We start from the raw sequence: 20210 nt of genomic DNA, 5'->3' as shown, positions 1-20210 counted from the left end.
ATGGAATTTTAGATAAAATTGCCGATCGTTTCAAAAAAATCTGACTAATTTAGGAAGGCTGTTGAGAAACCCGGTTTATAGATGGATGCCAGGGTGTAAAGCCCAGGATTGTTCGGAAAAACCGGGTGGATTTGGTCTTAGTCTGATAGCAGTCAACATACCGCTTCACAATCTACAGTCCAGCATCGAAAATAAATCAGCAACCTATTTCAGGGAAAGGCAAAATATGAGCGCTAGAGAAACTCAGTTAAAGCTTGAAGTGAAAAAAGTTCAGGAACTTTATCGCAAAATGCAGGCTGACAAAAAAGCTTTGCAGCAGCAATTAAAAGAGTTTAAAACTCAGACTGGCAGTGCTGCGGATGTCGTTGCTAAAATATTGCCATCGCTAGTTGCAGTTTACGTCATGGATTGGGATACAGGAGAAGAAATTTCTTCGGGAAGCGGCTTTTTTGTATCGCCGGACATCATTGTCACTAACTATCACGTTATCGAAGATATTGCCGATGAAGATTACTTCTACGAGGAAGATGAAGTAGAACAGGTTTTAGTGGAAACTCACGACGGCAAATTGAGATTGGCAGAGGTGGTATTTACTGGTAATGGGGAAGAAGATTTAGCATTGCTGTTAATTAGCGATTTTACCTTTGACCCGCAAACAGGGGAACAAGTGCAATCTCCCCAAGAATACGCTCCCCTGGAGCTATCTTTTGATGTGAAAGTGGGCGATCGAGTCATTGCTGTGGGCAATCCTTTAGGGCAATTTGCTGTCACAATCACTCAAGGTATCATTAGTGAAATTCGCGAACCTGAGGAGTACGAGGAAGGCGAGGAAGAAGAGGAGCAGGGTGTTGCTGAGGTGAAGGTGTTGCAAACTGATGCCGCGATTAATCCAGGAAATTCCGGCGGCCCGTTGATTAATATGGCAGGTCAAGTGGTTGGGGTGAATGTGTGGGGATGGGAAGATGCCGACACGATTAATTTAGCGATCGCCTCGGAAGCTTTGGATGACTTCTTAGCTGGATTTGAGGAGACTTTTGAGGATGATTCCGAGAATTAGTCGCAAGGCAGTCGGTAATCTGTGATTCGGGCGATCGCACTTTACTCAAAAGTGCGATCGCCACCCGTGCAACGCCTGATTTATACTTGTTTTTGAACGGCGCGTTAACATTGTGTCCCTCGCCATTTAAACTTAATCTAGACTAACCATCCCAAGGAACACAAAAAAATAATGCGTATTTTATTTGTATCCGCCGAAGCAGCACCCCTAGCCAAAGTAGGCGGTATGGGCGATGTCGTCGGCGCTTTGCCTAAATTTCTGCGCCGCATGGGCCACGATGTCCGCATCTTCATGCCCTACTACGGCTTCATCCCCGACAAAATGGACGTTCCCAAAAAACCCGTTTGGAATGGGGAGGCCATGTTTCAAAGCTTTTCTGTCTTTGAAAGTGTTTTGCCAGGAACCGATGTACCTTTATACTTATTGCAACATCCATCTTTCTTGCCCCGTCGCGTTTACGGCGGCGTCGATGAAGACTGGAGGTTCACTTTCTTTGCTAATGCAGCGGCTGAATTTGCCTGGAATCACTGGAAGCCCCAAATTATGCACTGTCATGACTGGCATACCGGGATGATACCTGTTTGGATGAGTCAAGACCCCGATATTAGCACGGTTTTTACTATTCACAATTTAGCTTATCAAGGGCCGTGGCGCTGGCGTTTGGAGCAGATGACTTGGTGCCCCTGGTATATGCAAGGTCATAATACAATGGCTGCGGCAGTACAGTTTGCCGATCGCGTAAACACAGTTTCGCCCACCTACGCCGAACAAATTAAAACCCCAGCCTACGGGGAAACCTTAGAAGGTTTGCTGTCTTACGTCGGCGGCAAGATGTCGGGGATTTTGAACGGAATTGATACAGAATCTTACAACCCAGAAACTGACAAGTACCTCCATCAACAATTTAGTGCTGATACTATTGAAAAGCGCCCAGTTAACAAAATTGCGCTGCAAGAAGAAGTCGGTTTGGAAGTGAATAAAAATGCCCTGTTAATGGGAATGGTGACGCGGCTGGTAGAACAGAAGGGATTGGATTTGATCATTCAAATGCTCGATCGCTTCATGGCCTATACCGACGCTCAGTTTATTGTACTCGGAACGGGCGATCGCTACTACGAAACCCAACTCTGGCAAATGACAGCCCGCTATCCGGGCCGGATGTCCACCCAATTACTCTACAACGACGCCCTCTCCCGGCGCATTTACGCAGGCTGCGACACCTTCCTGATGCCCAGCCGTTTCGAGCCCTGCGGCATCAGCCAAATGCTCGCCCTCCGCTACGGCTGCGTCCCAATGGTACGCCGCACAGGCGGTTTAGTCGATACCGTTTCCCACAACGACCCGATTAATGATACCGGTACAGGTTACTGTTTCGATCGCTACGAACCCCTCGACTTGTTCACCTGCATGATCCGAACCTGGGAAGGTTTCCGCTACAAAGATAAGTGGAAAGAACTACAAAAGCGCGGCATGAGAGAAGATTTTGGCTGGGATATTTCTGCCAAAAAATATGTCAACCTGTACAGCGAAATTTTGGGAATCTCACCCGAAGAAATCGCACCAGAACCAGAGCCAGAATTAATCATCGGTAAAGGTTAATCTCTCTCTTTGTAAGGTGCGTCAGACGTTATTTTCGTCGATTTAGGCGATTAGCTATTTTCTGACACACTCTACAGTCTGTCATTGCGAGGAACGAAGCAATCTCAAAACCCTGCGATTGCTTCGTCCCTCGCAATGACATCATCTAAATTCGCACCTCTTCCTTCTTCCTTCTTCCCTCTTCCTTCTTCCTTCTCATCAATTAATCAACAAACAAATCCAAAGGTAAATGACCGTAAGTCCCGCTAACTCCATCTTCCGAGGAAAATTGGCAGGATACTAACACGCCCCGATAAGTTCCCGGATAACCATCAACATAATACGAACCCTTCAAAGTATTAAACTTGATATAAACCGAACCAGTAAAGGTCGCAAAAGCACTTGCATCTAAAACAGCATCATATCCCAAAGCCTTCAAATAAGTTGCTAAAGCAGCAAAACCCTCATCCGTCGAAGTCGCGCAAACTCCCAGCATTTGGTAATCCGACAAGCTTGCTACCAGCAAAATCGCTTGACGCAACGCCTGTTTTTCCAGCGGCGATGCTACAGATTGCATATCCAGACAAGTAAAATCCTTGAGGATTTGCTGTGCTGCTTCTACAGTTAGGGTTGTCGGATTTTGAATAGACATTAATTGCTCTGAAATTTCCAAAAAGTACGATCGACCTTCGGGTACTCGTCAACGGATTTCTGCCATTGCAACCCTCGATCGACAGCGGTAACACTCGCGCCAGCCCCGATTATACCGCATTGCGGGTTCTGGGAATCAATTTGGCTCACTCTTTTAGTGAGTACAGCCCTCTTCTTCAATGGCTGGGTCAACTGGTGCATCGCACACTCTACCTATATTCCAAATAAATAGCACAAAAAATGTCAACCTTGCTGAATTTGGGTCTATTAGTGGTAAAGATTAAGAACACACAGATTGATAATAAAAGAATGAACGAACAATTGTTAAAAAACGTAAAAAATCTGAGAAGTTTTCTCTTTCGGCTGATACACAAAGCCAAACTGCTTTACTTATTGCTGATATTTGCCATCTGTATAGGTATTTCCGGCTGGACAGTAGAATCTAATTTCATCAGAATCCCTATAATCGGCTTTCACGATATTGTAGACACTCAAAATCCCGCCGAATTGCCACCGAAACGCCTTGCTTTTTCTATTGACTACACTAAACAAGATTTCTCAGTATTTTTAGAATATTTAATTAAAGAAAACTATTGGTTATTATCATCTCAAGACTTGTACGTATACTTTATCGACAAGTCACAGCCAATACCAGCTCAAAGAATTGGTCAAAAACCGATCTTAATATCCTTTGATGACGGGTATAGAGGCGTTCACGAAAATGCACTTCCGGTTTTAGAAAAACTTTCAGTCATTTACAAAGAAAAAGGCAAATTTGTATTATTTGTCAATCCTCATTTTTTAGGTGTTGATATGGGGAGAGATTTTTTACCTCATACTACTTGCAACGATTTAAGAGACGGATATCAAAAAGGTTTTTATGACGTTCAGTCCCACGGCTTTACTCACAAAGACTTCACTAAAATCAGCGGCAAAGAATTAGAATTTGAAATTGCCAAATCCAAATCCGAGTTGAGAAAATGTATGGGAGACTTAGACAAAAATAAAGTAATAGGCGCTCACATAGCCTATCCCTACGGCGCATCAGACAGGGAAGTAGAAGAGCTTTTGCCTAAATATCATTTAACAGGCTTTTTGTACAATGACCGTTTATTTAGAGTAAACCGATTGGAAAATAACTACCGCATCTCTCGCATCACTGTCGATAAAGATATGTCGCCTAGAGAGTTAATTCGCATAGCTAAAAAAGCTTCTACTCTGAAAAAGAAAGGATGGTTTTAACCCAATACAGCTCACTTATAATTGTCCGCATACAGGAACGTTAGCAAGGGAGCATCTCATTAGATATCTCGCAAAAGTCTTTTTAATCAACTTTTGGAACAGGCAAGATGCCTGTTCTACACAAAAAAACTATTTTTGTGGAACGGGCATCTTGCCCGTTCCTTCCTAGCTATTTTCGCAATCTTGTCTATTTTTGCAAAAAGTATCTGTAGGGTGTGTCGAAGAAAGACAATCTTTAAAAAAGAGCGAAAATCTAATAGCCAAGCACCTTAACCATTCAATGAACCAAACAAACCAAAAAATTGTTATGTAGCAACATTTTTTCTAAACGGTATTACAAAAAGGATATTTCTTTACAGTGCTGTCTCCACTTGCCTATTGTACGACTCGCGAGCTCTCTACAGCACTATAAATCCTGAGATGCTCTCCTTGAGAAGGGCGATATTACCATTTATTTTTAATGGCTTTCACCTGTGCGAGAAATTCTGCACCTTTCTCAGGATTTACCATTGCTACAAAGTTAGCAAAACCTTGAATCGATGCTAAAATATCAGTCGAACTCCCCCACCGCTTCCCCTCTGGCCCGTCTTTTTCGATTTGAAATAAAGCTGCGCGGAAGCGTTTCAACACTTTCTTAGAAATACTCAGTTGTTCGTTAACCACAATTCCCGTAACTTCTTGTTGCCGATTTTTTCGCAAGATTCGAGTCTTTTGTTCGTTAATGCTAAATCCTTCATGAGTAACGATCGCCTCCGTGCGCCTGAGTACGTTACAAATATTTTGCAAGCCGTCTCCCGATGCCGAAAATGTCAAATCGTCGGCGTAGCGGGTGTAAACAAATCCCAATTCCTCGGCCATTTGAGTTAAGCGCTTGTCGAGGCGGCGGCACAGCAAATTAGTAATCGCTGGACTTGCAGGAGAACCTTGGGGCAAATGGCGTTCTGTAACTGCGACAAAGTAAGTTTTGCCGTCTAATTCCAATTCTTCAATCTCCGGTTCCGTACACAGCAATCCGAAAATTGTGGCCGCAGCTTCGGAATATCCAAAAGATTGAAAAAGTCCCTTAACTCGCCTGTAGGAAATTGAGGGGAAAAAGTCTTTGAGGTCGAAGTTGATAATAACTTCGGAACCTACATGAGGTTGAGCGTTGGTGACAATTGAATGATGCGATCGAAAACCCTGTGCTGCGCCGTGCAATTCGAGTTTTTCGAGAATGTTGGCAAGTATCCAGTGCTGTGCTTTTTTGAGGCGGGGCATGGGTGCGGAAATGTGCCTTTCTCCCCCAGTTTTCTTGGGTATTTTAAACCGGATGTAGTGGGAAATATGGGAAGTTTTGCGGGAAAAAGCGAGAAACCGCAACTGTCCGATGCTGATGTCCATCGCCGCCGCTATTTCTGCTGCTGTATTGTAAAGCGGTAATTGATAGCTTTGCAAGCGTTCTGCGTTGCCGTTTGTGCGATCGAGTCCCGCAGATACACCGTCGCCGAGATAGCTAATTTCTTGCTGTTTTCTTTGCCGCCAATTCTCAGCCCGTTCTAGCCGTTCTCTTTCCCGGCGTTCCTTAGTTTCCTGCCGTTTTCGCCGGGATTCGGCAAGCCGCTGTTGCAGCATTTCCTTGCGGAGTGCTTGTTCGTTTTGCAGCCGCGAACTTTCCCTACGAAGTTCGTCAAGTTCTCGCCGAATTTCCCCGATGCGGCGAATTTCGTCGGCCGGATCTTCGGGAATTTCGCCTTGTGCGGGCCAGAAACCGAGGCGGATCATCTCTTCGAGTATGAATTCTTGTTTGCTGGTTTGGCGGATGCGATCGTACAATTCCTGGCGAGTTCGCGGCTGGTCAGTCATAGGGCAAATTTGGTAGTTTTTACCTGTATTTTACAGTTTAGATCAGTCCGCGTTTTTTGAGCCTAGCTAGTGCATCTTCTGCTGCAATTTTTTCAGCATCTTTTTTACTTTTGCCTTTACCTTCTCCATAAAGTTTCTCTGCAACATACACTTTAGCGAGAAATTCCGGCGCGTGGGGCGGCGTTCCTTGTACCTGAACAGTCGCGTATTTGGGCGGAGTCGTGTCGCCGTTGGTCTGCACCCACTCCTGAAAGCGGTTTTTCGAGTCTACAGTCGATCGAGTTTCCACAACATTTTCGGGAACAGAATCAAACATTTGCCACACAAACTCGCGAACTTTGTCCATATCTTGCGTGTCCAGATAGTAAGCGCCAACAAACGCTTCAAAAGTGCTGCTGAGCAAATTTGGATTAGTAATCCCACCTTCTCGCAAAGCTCCTTTTCCGAGCCGCATTTTTAAGTCTAAACTGATTTCGGTAGCAAATCTCGCTAATTGTCTTTCATCTACCAATGCAGAACGCCGCCGAGTAAGTTGGTCTTCTCCCATTTCTGGGTGACGCTGGTAGAGATATTCGCCGCTGAGAAAAGTCAGCAAAGCATCACCGAGAAATTCTAAACGTTCGTTATCTGCTTCGCGGAATGTGGGGTTTTCATTGACGTAGGAACGATGGGTTAGTGCTTGACGCAGGAGTTTGTCATTGTTGAATTCGGGAAGAGTAATTTGTATCTCTTTTGTTTGGTTATTTAATTGCATGGGAGTTGGATAATTGTTATTTTGTTTTGAGTTTAGTGTTGTTCTTTGGACGGACATGAAACAGCCGCAGATGGCGGTTGGTTGGGAGAATCTAGTTTATCAAATAAACTGGATTTTTGCTATCTACGGCGAGGTTAATTTTAACGGATATTTTGGGCTTTTGCCGTTAGTCCGACAGGGGTTTAAACCCCTGTCTCATAGCAAAAGTCCTCTGAAGAGGACTGAAGATTGTATTTTTTAAGTTGTTTTCAGTCGGTTTTAACCGACTTTAGCTGTTAGCCAGGGAATTAATTCCCTGGCGGGTCGTGGTGCTTCACGCAGATACTTTATCTGCTTCTATTACAAACAATTGGTTATCCTGAAATCGGATTTTTCCATCTTTCACAGCAGTCTCAACCAACTCGCTAAAGCGTGAAAATGTTTTTCCTTGATGTTTGCAGACAGAATTTACTCCCTGATATTTGGGGAAAAGCTGACACATTAGACTGTTAATGAAACCTAATCCTGCGCGTTTCCGTTTACTTAATGCTGTTTTGATAGCTTCTATCAAATACTCAACAGCCTCATTGTAAGTGAGTTGACACTGACTATTTTCTATCTGCGGCTGAGTCTTAAACCCTATCAAGCTAGGCAATTCATCCAGAAAGTGGAAGTCACTCCCCACAACTTCTTTTAGCCTTTGTTTGACATTACCTCGCTGAGCAAAGGCTATAATTTTTTTGCCCAACTTTTGTGCAGTGAGAACCAATTTTACAAAATCCCCATCTCCTGATACAAGGATAACTATATCGGGAGACCGATCGCTGTGAATATCCTCAAGACAATCAACCATCGATTGATTATCTGCACTATTTTTTAAAGGACAGGGAACATCGATCCATTTAAAACCAAAGCTTGCTAGCTTGTCTTTTGCAAAGACTTGAGCCGGATCGAGTGAATTGTAATAGACTTTTACGTCAATCAAGTGTCCCTGAGATTTGACAAATTCTAGCAATTGACTAGCTAGATATTGAGTTAAGTGTACGTTCTGATGATCGACGTAAATACAAACTAAAAGCTGAAACTGTTTTGTTTGTTTGGCAATTGCTGAATGATTGTTCGTCATTTTTATGTGTCCTACAATTATGTTGAGAGGACAGCATCGATAAATTACACATCTAGCCAAAGAAGTATTGTCTTTGGGTTCGCTCAAAAATGAGATTTCCCATTTAACAAGTTCCTCTAATAACAAACTATGAATTTAGTTTGTAGTTGCTTGGTTAGCGTCTCAGCGATAGGATGTGCAGATTTCGGGCGGGCGTCGTAAAAACCCGTTGATATAGAAATTCAAACAAATGTCGTGCCAACTGACCTATTGATTCCAGTTGAAACGACATTAACTTGAATGTCTATATCAACGGGGCTTTAGGACGCTTACCCGAAATCTGCACATCCTACCGCTGAGACGACTTAACCGACACTCTTTGCTTTTGAATGCGGGTGTCTATCTGAGCTGTATGTCTTTTAACCTAGCATCCTCAAAATTGGATGTCAAGTATCAAGTAAAAATAATTTGAATTACCCGATCGCAAATCCTGAAACCATTGTGGGGTGGGCTTCTAGCCCGCGTCAAGATGCAAGTTAAATTGGGATTGCTATATTTATATATTCTCAATAAAAAATCGCGCGCCGCCACTGGTTGCCCCTTCGTAAACCCCTCAGGACTAGACTGCTCAACTCCAGCGGGGCCAGGTACTGTTGGTCGTTGGCTTCGCAGAAGCCACACTGCAACACCAACAGTACCTGAAGCCCCGCACAGTCAAGAGCAGGCTAGTGATGCTTGTCTAGACTAAGCGCAAGGACGGCGATCCACCGCCCGGATTGCAAGGCTGTTTACCAATTTAAACGCGCGATTTATTAAGTTATTGACACTGACGTGCGTGTTGCATTCGCAGTGCTAAAATGTGTTCGCAAGGGCCTTTGTACAGCTTGTTTTGCTGGTGCCAATTACAAGTACATTCTGCACTAATTATACGCTCGTCTGCATCAATTGTCAAGTGCGGATTCAATATTTTTTCCCGGTCTGTGACACTGCCTCGCACAGTGAATGCACCGGCAGAATCGCTGGTAAAATCGGTCACTTGTACCGCATTTTCACTCAAAAATCCAGTTGCTTTTGATTCTCTTTCGTTGGCAAATCTCAAACGTTCTAGTGGTAAAGGTTCTTGGCTCAATTCCCGCACTCGATAAACCTGTTTGTTCAAATCGTAAATTGCCCTTCCCGCTTGCGTGTAGGCACTCAATGCACCCAACACTGACGCCCGATTTAACTTCAGTCTTGTTGCCAAACTGTCAGCAGTTTCTACCCAATTTTCTTTGAGCGCGTCAAATATTAATTGCTGTGTCCAAGCATCCACATCGGCGCGCGGGGCCATTAAATCAAAGTTACCGGATTGCGACCAATCATTGGCACTCCATCCCGACAATCCTAGGGTAAATGACATATCGCCCAAATCGGCGACGTAAAACGAAGGCATTCCCGTTCCCAACAGGTGAACTGTGAACTTTTTGGCGACGGGAATCAGTCTTTCGAGAATGTGAAGGCGGCGCCTTCCCCAAACGCGAATTTGTTGTGGTTGCGAACCAGTATAGGGCGATCGCGCGCAAACAACTTCCGTCCCCCACGGATCGAAAATCACCCGCACCGGTTCTCCCGGCTTCAGGATGTAGCGCATACTGCGCGGGCTTTGTTTCTCCTTGTGGCGGCGCAAGATAAAACAAATATTGTGGATATCCATCGGGTGCAAATCAAACCGCACCGCCGGCAAAGACATCGCCGAACTAACTTGCAAAAAACCTCTCACCCAACTGTCGGGTAAGTCAATTTTAACTTCTTTAAAAGTCTCTTCATTCACTGTCTGAACTTCAAAACCCGAGGGATCTACTTGGAGGGAAGTTGTCTTGTAACTGCGGATTTTTTGAAATTCATCATAAAGCGCGGCCGAGTAATCGATATTAGTCGTGCCGCAAGCAAACTCGCTGATATTTTTAAACACTTCGTAGCTGGCACTGAGGCGGCCGTAACTCGATTCATCTTGACTGAAACACTCGAAAAATACCTCATCTGGATGCACGGTAATCACCGGATCGAGGACAAACCAAGCATCGCGATCTTTTTGATAAAGGTAGTTGAAGTATCGTTGTCTGGCTTGATAAAAAGGTGCTAAACGCTGGAAATTTAATTGTGTTAATTCGCTTAATTCTGATTGCAGTGGCTGAATTTTATTGGCTACTTCTTGGCGCTGCGAAGCTACTAGCTGCCAGTCGATTTCTTGTTGTTGTGCTACCCATTCTTTATAAGCTGTTTTGTCTTTGGGTTTGAAGCGCATATCGGAAACTACGACATCGTGCAAGGCGCTAATTGCTTCACGAAAAGCGACGTTTTGACGCAATTCTCCGATAAAATAAGTTGGCGGGCGTTTGGTGTCTGGGGAGAATGACATTTGGGTATTGCTGCCGCTTTCTGTGACTCCGGTACTGCCTTTGTAAGAGTAGTTGAATTCCATAATATTTACCTGTTATATCGTTTACGGTTGTTTATGAGTGATTTAACCGCAGAGGGCGCAGAGGGCGCAGAGTCAGAGAAGTGAGAGATAATGACATACTTATTGTATTTTACTGCTGATCTACTTAGTTGAGAAACTAAGTCCTCACCTCAATTACAGGCTTTATTTGAATTGGTAAGTCAAGCTGAGGGTAACTCCTGCGAATTTTTAGCATAGTTTGAATCGCTGTCGCTTTATCTGCGATCGCAATTGTAGCCGATTGCCTGGTCAAAATTTCTGCTACCACCTTTGCAGATTGCTCGCTTTTTTGCGCTTCCGCATCCAGAAAAGCAAAAACTCGCTGTTTCGCAACTCTTCCTTTATTCACCCGCGACAAAACGGCGACAAAAAATGGCGACAATTCCCGCAATCTCTCAGAATCGCTTGCTGCATAACTTTCTAAATAATTCGTCGCAAACAACTGCATATCCGCCGACGGATGTTCGCTAAACTTCAGCAAATAATCTTGTCCGCACTCATCCTGAAAATAGCGAATTACCAAATCTCTGCCAAATTGCCGCACATCTTCCCGAATGCTGTCGCAAAGGCTAACCATGATTTCGGGAGTCCAATCTTGATCTGTAAATTCCGTGCGAAAAATCCTCGCAGCAAATTCTCGCGAATCCTCCCACTTTGCCTCCAGCAACCGCACGGCTGACAGCATTTCTTGAGAATTGGCGCGAATCGAATTTAGCTTTTGCAAAAACATCTGCCGCGCCGCATCCCGCACCGATAAAATCTCGTGACTGGCTAGTTTGACAATCTCAATTGTATCAAAATCCGCCGCCCAATTCGCGCAATTTTCAACCAGCACAAATCCGCCTAATTCCTGTGCGGTTGAAGACTTCGCTTTCAGCAGTAGCCAAGCTTTTTCTCGATCAATTCTAGGCATCCATCCGGGTAAATCTTCCCGCAGCAAATTCACTAAGTAGCCGTGCACTCCTTCGTGCCTTTCAGGAAGCATCAAAACATCGATAAATTCGGCTGCCAAATCAGCGCTAAATTCGGGATTTCCCGCTGCCAAACGCCGAATTACAGGCTTGATTGCATTGCGGATGTCTGCTAAAGCATTGACTGCCATTCCTACTAGCAAAATTCGCTTGTCGCCTGTCAGCGTTGCGTCGGAAAGTTGACCGAACAACCTGATGCCAATTCCCCGAATTTGTTCGTAAGGAGAGTCAATCAATGATTCGATTAATTCAGGAGGCAAATTAGCGGCACTGATTTCGTGGTTGAGCAAAATTGTCGCGCCCAATTCCTGAATTTCGGCGATCGGGTGTCTCAGCAAGTCCAACACTATACCTAATCCCAAACTCCGCAGTTGTACCCCAAAACAAAACAGTAAAATTTCTGCTATTTCTGCTGCTAAAATTGAGGTTTCAGTCGGCAATATAGATGCTGTCTCGAATGCTAGTATATGAGCGATGACTCTGCCAATTAACACTTTTGCAGTTCGAGCGCTCATAACTGACGAGCTTAACAAACGGCGGGCAAATTGGCGCGTATCTCCGTACAAACTGGTAACTAAAGCGGCAATTAATTCGCTGTCTTCTAAAATACGATCGCGCTGTTCGTCAATCCACTGATAAGCTGATTCCCGCCCGCCTGAAAACGCGCAGTTAACAACCGCTAAAATAACTTCCCGATGGTCTGGATATCTGTTATACTGATTTTGAATGACTAAATTGACACCCAATTCTGCGGTAAGTTCGTAAGGTCGATCGATAATTTTAACTATTGTACTGACATCTATTCCAGCCAAAAATTGTGGACAAGCTTTCAGGGCTTTCACAGCGAAATGGTGAACCGGGCGGCAGTTGCTTTCTAACAATAGCTGCAACAGTCGATCGGGATTTTGTTCCCAAACTTCCGGGAAAGCTTCTTCTCGCACGGATGGTTCCGGGTCTCCGGGTTTGTAACCTTCTTTGCAGCGCCATGCTTGGGAATTGGTAAAATAAGCATAGCGCGGGCTGTTTTCGTAGAGAATTCGGTTAAATGTTAAATAACCGGCAAAAATATCCCATTCAGATGAATAACTGATTTGATTCCAATTAGAGAAATCCCATTGATAATCAGCATCGCTAGTCCCCTCAGAGCGATTCCACTGATAATAAGTTCTCTGCAAAACTGCTTCGGCATCGCTATCAACATATTGCAGCAAAATGCTGACAGCCATGTTTGCATAATCAGCATCTCCCTCTTCGCCTAATTGTTTGAGAGTCCGCCATACCCGCCGCAGCAAATATTCCTGAGTATTGCTGCTGTAGGCAATTCTGGGGTTGGGGCTCTGCATTTCGTTTAGTAATTCATTGGTTTCAACTTGTTTGTATTCTTTGGTTTTGTTGTTATATTCCCAGTCATAGTTTCTCAAGTAAACGGAATCATCACCCGGAATGCGAATGCCGTATTTGTTGCTGCGGTACATGGCTTTTTCGTCTTCAAAGCGGCGGGCGAGAATGGCAAATACTTCGGCATCGCGGCGGTATTCAGCCATTTTGAAGATGTGGCGGATTTGTTTAAAGTAATGCGGTTTTAGCGGTGCAGTTTTTAAGATATCCAGCAATGCCGATCGCACCAACGGACTGCCAATCTGGTAAAGTCGGTCTAGAACCCCAAAACGACTGCTATCTTCGGTGTCGAGTTCAACTTTTAATGCTGCTGACAATTCCTCAGCGCTGCCATTTTTGGCTAATTCGCGCAACTGTGGGGGTAGCAATTCGATTATGGACGATCGCAAGTGCGATCGCGCTTCCTCATCCGCCAACTTCACCAATCCTTCAAAAGCAATTCTCGTCACAAACTCCGCAGTCGCAGCATCCCGATACAGCCGAGTCAGCGCCTCCACAGCGCCCTCGCCGCCGCACCAACCCAAACTCCAAGCAATACAGTAGTCTCGCAGCGCTTCTCCCGTGCCGATCAGAGCGACCAGCCCCCGCCCCGCTTCCGCAATTTTCAGCTCCCCAGCGCGCCAAATAGCCCGTTCCAGAGGCCATTTAGGACTCCCCCCAATAGCGATATTATTCAAAATAGCTTGCTGGCGCGTCTCGGCGCGAGGAAGTTCTGCCGCTGCATCGGGCGCGCTTGGGGCGTCGCTGATAACTTCGAGATAGCCTTTTTTTACCTTTTCAGCAACTAGCTTGTCGAAAACTTTCTCTGCTTGGGCTAAAGGCACTGCTGTATCGGTTTTTGTGCCTTCCTTGAGAGTAGCTGCACGGCGGCCGTAGCGAAAGTTGACTGAGTATAGGTTTTCGCCCGCCTGACACAAATCGACTTCGTATACTTTATCCGATCGATCGTCCTGAAAATAAAGAGCCGTCCGCTTAATCAGTTCCATCGCTGTTTGTCACTATCATCTTTGCTTGTCGGGGCTAGTCCGCGCGCACAATCATAACATTCCGCAGACTATCTGAGTGCAAACTGCCCCACTCTCCCACTCTCCCACTCCCCCTTATTTCCGGCATTTGAAAACTAAATGTAAAAATATGTTGCAATATTTGTCTTGTTGTGTTAAGTTTAGTTACATAAGGTTGAAATACAACGAGGTTTATGGTCATGGAAAACAAAGACGCAAAAGTAGGCTTCACAGAGTTCGCTGAAACCTGGAACGGTCGTTTGGCAATGCTGGGCTTCGTTATCGGTCTGGCTACCGAATTCCTGACTGGTCAAGGCATTCTCGCTCAAATCGGTTTGATGTAATCAGCTTCACTCTATAGAATATACAAGAACTGTAATGTGTGGCGGGCGATCGATATCATCCCAACTGCGATCGCCCCCTCACCAATACAGCACTTCTCAAAAATATCAGGTATTGATCGGCTCAATCCCTCAATCTCAAACCTAAAATCTAAAATCAAAGCCTGTACCTAACTTTTTTGAAAAAAGCTACAATTCCCTCAACCAAAAGTGAAGGCAATTGTAGCTTTTTTTATTAAAAAATAAAACCAGCGGCACAATCAAAAAAGTTTTTCGTTTCAATATTTATCCTCAGTCAAAATCCAGCGCTCCTAAGCAATTCCTATTGAATCCAACATCCTCACTTTAGGAGTCGCAACAGGAGTCAAAACAGCAAGCTTCACCAAACCCTCCCGTTTGTTAGTCCGCAGACTGTTACCTAAAATCATTTCCGACAAATCCGGCATTTCTTGCCAGCAGCGCGAGCAGAACCAATAAACGCGATTGTGGCGAGCGTGGCGGAGCAATTGAGAGGAGCAACAAGGGCAGCTATTCATGATATTTTAAACCTTCTTTAAGATATGGATCGATAACACATTGATTGCAAATATTGACCAATGCCAGCGCATCTCAACTCCAGACACCAAAATAAAAAAATTCTGTTCGCTAAAAACTCTGAATGTTTCGCAAGTACCACTTTTGGATGCCCAACAGCGACAGCAAAATCAAAAGCTGAATGCTCCAAGGAGCGCCAGAGAAACCCCCAATAAAACAACCGAGTCCAGCCAAAGCCACTAGGACAAAAATATCTTGAGAGGTTTGCCAGTAAATCCAGACTGCCACCAGGGAAAGTACGAGTAGCGAAATGTAAGCTGAGGGCATAGTCATGTTCTCCTGAGGTGTCTGCTGGCAGTCAGGCTCAATCCCTGACGATGTGATTAAACTTAAAGCGAAAACCTGAAGAAGTTATGAAGATAAGAAAGTTGTTACAAAAAGTCAAATACTCCGATGACCTTAATATTTGTCCTGTGAACCAGTGCGCTTGGGCTCAGAATATTTTAGAGGCCAAAGGCTGTGAAAAATAGATACAGCAATTGCTTTCCGACCCTTCACCGAACGCATAAAGGCTAACGGAGCGCAAAAAAAGAGCGTTCATCTATTCGGACTACCGCTAACCCAAGTCTATTGTGTATAGCCTTTCTCACTCATGTGAGGTACAGGTTCTGATTTTAGATTTTAGATTTTAGATTGGGGGATTGAGGGATTGAGGGATTAATTGGTTAATACCTCATCTTTCTGAGAACTGCTATATAAACTACTGAGCTCGTTTCTGCTGCTCGCAACGCAGAAAGAATACCTCTTATAGCGGTTCTCAAAAACATGAGGTATGCCCTATGCCCTATGCCCTATGCCCTATGCCCTATGCCCTATGCCCGACATACCTCACATGAGTGAGAAAGGCTATAGGATAGATTGGTGTGAGTTCGTGTGCGATCGATTAACATCACAAAAAACGGTTAGTCCGCAAAAGCGGACTTCAGTCCGCTCTTCGGAGAACGGACTGAAGTCCGCTTTTGCGGACCTTGCTTAAGTAAGGTTTTTAGTTTTAAACTGATAGGAGGAAAGCCGTCGGGCCTTTCCTCCTGCGTGATATCCCGTGCGATCGCATCGGATATATCTGAGGCACCATACTAAACAAACCCTGTTTTTTAAACGTCTTTCCCTGCAAAAGTAGCGATCGCCAAGCTATATGATGCCACCAACGGGCGCGACGATCTATGCTTCCTTCCAGCCCAAAGCTTCGGCCACCTGAGCCGCCAAAGACATCGGTTCAAAAGGCTTAGCAATGACGCTCACCACTCCCAAATCCGCGAACATCCGTCTGTCACTAGCGAGAGCCTTAGCTGTTAGTAAAATTACTGGAATGTGCTGCGTAGCACGATTAGCTTGTAACTGTTGAAAAGTAGTAGGCCCATCTTGGTCGGGCATCATCACATCCAACAGAATAGCATCAGGCTGTTCGGCAAGAGCCTTAGCCACACCCTCGCGGCCGGAACTCGCGGTTAGCACTTCCCAGCCCCCGACTACCTCAAGACTGACTTGAGCTACTTCCCGAATATCTTCGGCATCGTCAATCACCAAGATACGCTTGGCAGTCAAAATTAACATCTTTTTTATGAATTAGAACTGAATCATCCCACACTAGAGCCTAAATGTGAATATTTTGTAAAGCAAACTATTTTACCATAAAGAAATTACAAAGCCGATCGCTTTTTTGACCCGCATGAATGCGGTGTACTCAAGTTTTAACTGTGCCAGTTCTTTAACTGTATATTTTCAGATCAGTTAAAAAAACAACGCAACTGTCAGCACTTGCGCCCAACCCATGCCAAATCTGGCTTTCGTAATTATTAAATTTTTAAATCTAAAATCTCAACTCTCAAAGGGTATAGCTTCCAGTAAACCCGAGTAGAAATTAACTTTCACTCGCTACTTTTTCCCCGATCGCCGGCAGACTTAAGAAAAAAGTGCTGCCTTCCCCCACAATGCTCTCCACCCACATTCGGCCCCCGTGCTGCTGCACGATACTGCGACAAATAGGCAGCCCCAAACCAGTACCTCCCTTTTGGCGACAATCAGAAACATCAACCTGTTGAAAGCGTTCAAACACCAGCTCCAGCTTGTCTGCGGGAATGCCCCGTCCTTGGTCTTTCACAGCAATCACGATCGACAACGAATTCATCGGTAAGTGCAGGTGGGCGGCAGGCTCAGCAGACAAAAAAGACCGGGACGAAACCGAGTTGAAATCGGCTGTTTCTGCTACGGCCGGATTCTGGGTCAACTCCCCGCTCAGCCAAATTGTACCACCCGCCGGGGAAAACTTTATGGCATTGCTAAGCAAATTTGTCAAGGCCTGAATTAGTCGATCAGGAACACCCCGCAACTGCGCCCCCACAGGCATCACCGACAGAGTAACTCCCGCTTGCTGAGCCATTGCCTGCATTTCGTCGGCCGCCTGCAACATCAGCTCGCCAACATTGCAAATTTGTTTGATGGCGGTGCTGTAACTCGACTCCATCCGCTCTAAATCCAGGATGTCGTTGATCAAGCGCACTAAGCGGTCAGTATTGCTCACAGCAATCTCCAGCATCCGCTTGCCTTTTTGGGGGTGAGCGTCCAGCAGCCCGCTGTTGAGGAGGCCGAGGGCGCCGTGAATCGAGGTCATGGGCGTCCGCAGTTCGTGGCTGACAACGGAGATGAATTCATCTTTCATGCGCTCGATCGCCAGCCGATCGGTGATATCTTTAAAAGTCACCACAGCTCCAATAATTTCGCCTCGTTCCCGCATCGGAGCGACAACGTACTCAACTGGAAAACTGCTGCCGTCTCCCCGCCAAAACACCTCATCGGTAACGCGCCTCACTTCTCCGTCTGCCAAAGTCTCTAAAATTTGAGAATTTACCCACAACGGCAGCTTACGGGCCGCTCCGGCGCCGTTTGTTGCCAGCTCAGACCCAGAATTGAGGTCTGTTGCAGGTGACAACAACTCGATCGCCCCTGGGCGTTCATTGTGCGAACGGTTGATGGTTTCATAGAGCGGTCGATCGATCAATTCCTTCGATTCGCAGCCGGCCATTCTTACCGCCGCCGGATTGACAAAAGTTACTTTTCCTTGTTTGTTCAACCCGCAAATTCCTTCTCCTGCGGAGAACAAAATCATTTCTGTTTGGTGGCGCAGTTGTTCGAGAGCTTTTTCGACTCGCTTGCTGTCGGTAATGTCGCGAGCGATTGTCGAAACACCAGTTACGGCTCCGGTGGCATCTTTAATCGGAGAAATTGTCAGGGACACATCTATCTGTTGGCCGTCTTTCCGCAAGTGTACGGTTTCGTAATGGTCGATCGTAGCTCCTCCCCGAATATTTTCCAGAATTTGCGAGATTTCCCTAGGGCGTTCGGGAATGGCTAAAATTTCGATCGACTGCCCCTTGACTTCCTGCGCGCAGTAGCCATAAATATTCTGTGCTCCTGCATTCCAGCTCTGAATCGTCCCGGCGAGAGTTTGGCCGATAATACCGTCGTCAGAAGACTCGACAATCGACGCCAAGCGCACGAGTTCGTCTCTAGCTTCCTTGTATTGGGTAATGTCGCGACCCAAAATCACGATACTTTTGCGTCTGCCGTCGGGGTGAAATACGGGTACTTTAATCACATCGTAAATTTTTACAGTACCGTTCGATCGGGGAATCACTTCTTCTCCCCTCGAAAGCTGACCTTTTTCCCACGCGGAGCGATCGCTCACCTGACACGCCTGTAGAGCCTCTCGGTAAAAAATGCTGAGCTCTCCTAGCTGACAATCTGTCAGCCCGCGGTATTCATCTGCTGATAGCTCGAACAATTCCAATATCGCTTGATTTGCCTTCTGCCACCTGCCATCGCCATCTTTAAAGCAGGCAATATCTGGCATGGCATTCATCAGCAAGTCCAGATAGGAGTTTTCTCGCAGTGCGGCTTCAACCTGGGCCCGTTTAGCAATTTCCCGTTGCAGGTTTTCGTTTGCCGCTTGCAGCGAGTCGATTAACAAACTTTCTGTAAAAGTACGTTCTTTAATTACTTCTTGAAGTCTGTGGATTTCTAGGGATAGCTCCCTGCGAGCGAACAAATTCTCTACCCGCAAGTGAAGTTGAGCAGCATCTACCGGACTTAGTATCCAATCGTCTATTCTGCGATCGAGTTCTTTTGGACTCAGCTTTAACGGCTGCTCGGAAACAGTAGGCATTTGGGATTTACCAACCAACAAAAACGGTAAAAATATCGGAGCCGCTGCTGCTTTTAATGCTTCTACCAGCGGCCCGATGCGCTCCAAGTTTTCCTCGTCAAGAATGCACAAGTCAAAAGTAATTTGGAGAATCGGAAATTCCGAGTATGGTTCAGAATTTCCATCTAGTACCGTCACCTCATGCTCGGTATTGAGGTGTGCGATCGGCAAATTACATTGTTGGAGGCGATCGATCAAGAACAAAATGCGACTCATTAGTTTGATGAATTCCCAATGACTAATGATTTGATGCAGAATTGAATTCACCCATTATCCGGTTAGCAGTCAAAACTGAATTTCTCAGAAAACAGAGGACTTCCGTCCTCACTACTAACTAATTTTATCGCCAGCGAGCGATCGGGTGCGAGCCGAGCGAGCGAGCGAGCTAGCCATCAACAGAAGCTGAAGGCAGAAGTTAAAAAAAATTTATACTTCTTAAATTTTAATTGTTTGTGAGGTCAAACAATGACTGATCTCAAATACGACCTCAGGGTAATTATACCCTGCCACCAGTTCCACTAGAGCCGTTTCTAGCGCTTGCAGCGCCCGCCAGCAGGCAATCTCGGCAAAAAATATTACCCGAATCGATCGCCCTCAACTGTCACTATCGGGTTTTTACTTATGTATAGCGAGCATTTAAGGTAAAAATTATACTTTTATCCCGTATGTTAGTCATTGGTCATTGTTCAAACAGGTCATTGTTCAAACAGGTCATTGGTCATTAGTCATTTGACAGTGGACATTAGTCATTTGACAGTGGACATTTGACAGTGGACAGTTGGGACTTGGCAGTGGACAGTTGACGGCATCCGGGCGACCTCTACCTGCAAGGAAGACAATTGGAGCAATGAATCGTCTGCTTTGAATTTCTCCTTACAAGGGAGAGCCTTTCAACCAATTTTTTTTGGTAAAATTTTCCGAATTCGCCTGCCAACTGCCGACTGTCCACTGACAACTGCCCACTGCCAACGGCCAACTGTCCACTGCCAACTGCCAACTGTCCACTGACCACTG

At 45.4% G+C, this 20210-nt stretch carries 14 protein-coding genes; 4 read left to right on the top strand and 10 right to left on the bottom strand.

Annotation, left to right across the window (positions count from 1 at the left end; all coding sequences use genetic code 11):
• Positions 1-226: 226 nt before the first annotated feature.
• Both QZW47_RS01855 and glgA read left to right on the top strand, forming a co-directional pair.
• Positions 227-1057 carry a S1C family serine protease gene (locus QZW47_RS01855; protein ID WP_293122895.1) on the top strand — a complete coding sequence of 277 codons (831 nt, stop codon included), beginning with the start codon at positions 227-229 and terminating at the stop codon, positions 1055-1057.
• 171 nt (positions 1058-1228) lie between these two features.
• Complete coding sequence (gene glgA / locus QZW47_RS01850; RefSeq protein WP_293122892.1) at positions 1229-2656, top strand: glycogen synthase GlgA; 1428 nt, start codon at positions 1229-1231, stop codon at positions 2654-2656.
• 202 nt (positions 2657-2858) lie between these two features.
• On the opposite strand, the gene QZW47_RS01845 is transcribed toward glgA, so the two are convergent.
• The gene (locus QZW47_RS01845; RefSeq protein WP_293122888.1) at positions 2859-3287 is read right to left on the bottom strand and encodes a DUF1824 family protein; all 429 of its coding nucleotides are present in this window, start codon (positions 3285-3287) and stop codon (positions 2859-2861) included.
• Between the two features lie 239 nt (positions 3288-3526).
• On the opposite strand from QZW47_RS01845, the gene QZW47_RS01840 reads away from it, so the two are divergent.
• Positions 3527-4528, top strand: a complete 1002-nt coding sequence (locus QZW47_RS01840) for a polysaccharide deacetylase family protein (protein WP_293122884.1) — start codon at positions 3527-3529, stop codon at positions 4526-4528.
• A 444-nt stretch (positions 4529-4972) separates the two neighbouring features.
• Here the strand turns inward: QZW47_RS01840 and QZW47_RS01835 are convergent, their stop codons facing one another.
• From QZW47_RS01835 to QZW47_RS01815, 5 genes are all read right to left on the bottom strand, one after another.
• A complete protein-coding gene (locus tag QZW47_RS01835; RefSeq protein ID WP_293122881.1) occupies positions 4973-6370 on the bottom strand; it encodes a reverse transcriptase family protein in 1398 nt (465 codons plus the stop codon).
• Positions 6371-6407: 37 nt separating this feature from the next.
• Positions 6408-7124, bottom strand: coding sequence for a ribonuclease III (gene rnc / locus QZW47_RS01830; protein ID WP_293122878.1), 717 nt, complete (start codon positions 7122-7124; stop codon positions 6408-6410).
• 313 nt (positions 7125-7437) lie between these two features.
• Positions 7438-8229, bottom strand: a complete 792-nt coding sequence (locus QZW47_RS01825; protein WP_293122876.1) for an NYN domain-containing protein — start codon at positions 8227-8229, stop codon at positions 7438-7440.
• A 796-nt stretch (positions 8230-9025) separates the two neighbouring features.
• On the bottom strand, positions 9026-10669 hold the full coding sequence (locus tag QZW47_RS01820) for an SWIM zinc finger family protein (protein WP_293122873.1): 1644 nt from the start codon (positions 10667-10669) through the stop codon (positions 9026-9028).
• Positions 10670-10805: 136 nt separating this feature from the next.
• Positions 10806-14042, bottom strand: coding sequence for a WGR domain-containing protein (locus tag QZW47_RS01815; RefSeq protein ID WP_293122870.1), 3237 nt, complete (start codon positions 14040-14042; stop codon positions 10806-10808).
• Between the two features lie 218 nt (positions 14043-14260).
• On the opposite strand from QZW47_RS01815, the gene QZW47_RS01810 reads away from it, so the two are divergent.
• Entirely contained in the window at positions 14261-14404 is a 144-nt protein-coding gene (locus QZW47_RS01810) for a chlorophyll a/b-binding protein (RefSeq protein ID WP_333271389.1), read from the top strand.
• Positions 14405-14712: 308 nt separating this feature from the next.
• Here the strand turns inward: QZW47_RS01810 and QZW47_RS01805 are convergent, their stop codons facing one another.
• The 4 genes from QZW47_RS01805 to QZW47_RS01790 all read right to left on the bottom strand — a co-directional run bounded on the left by QZW47_RS01805 (position 14713) and on the right by QZW47_RS01790 (position 19463).
• Positions 14713-14937, bottom strand: coding sequence for a hypothetical protein (locus QZW47_RS01805; protein ID WP_293122864.1), 225 nt, complete (start codon positions 14935-14937; stop codon positions 14713-14715).
• A 109-nt stretch (positions 14938-15046) separates the two neighbouring features.
• Positions 15047-15262, bottom strand: a complete 216-nt coding sequence (locus QZW47_RS01800) for a hypothetical protein (protein ID WP_293122861.1) — start codon at positions 15260-15262, stop codon at positions 15047-15049.
• An 894-nt stretch (positions 15263-16156) separates the two neighbouring features.
• Positions 16157-16549: a response regulator gene (locus QZW47_RS01795; RefSeq protein WP_293122858.1), complete on the bottom strand. Its 393-nt coding sequence runs from the start codon at positions 16547-16549 to the stop codon at positions 16157-16159.
• 307 nt (positions 16550-16856) lie between these two features.
• Positions 16857-19463, bottom strand: a complete 2607-nt coding sequence (locus tag QZW47_RS01790) for a PAS domain S-box protein (protein ID WP_366930785.1) — start codon at positions 19461-19463, stop codon at positions 16857-16859.
• Positions 19464-20210: the final 747 nt, after the last annotated feature.

It is taken from the genome of Microcoleus sp. bin38.metabat.b11b12b14.051 (assembly GCF_013299165.1).
Classification (GTDB): Bacteria; Cyanobacteriota; Cyanobacteriia; order Cyanobacteriales; family Microcoleaceae; genus Microcoleus.
The sequence above is the reverse complement of the archived record's forward strand: the minus strand, read 5'-3'. Positions and strand labels throughout refer to the sequence as shown.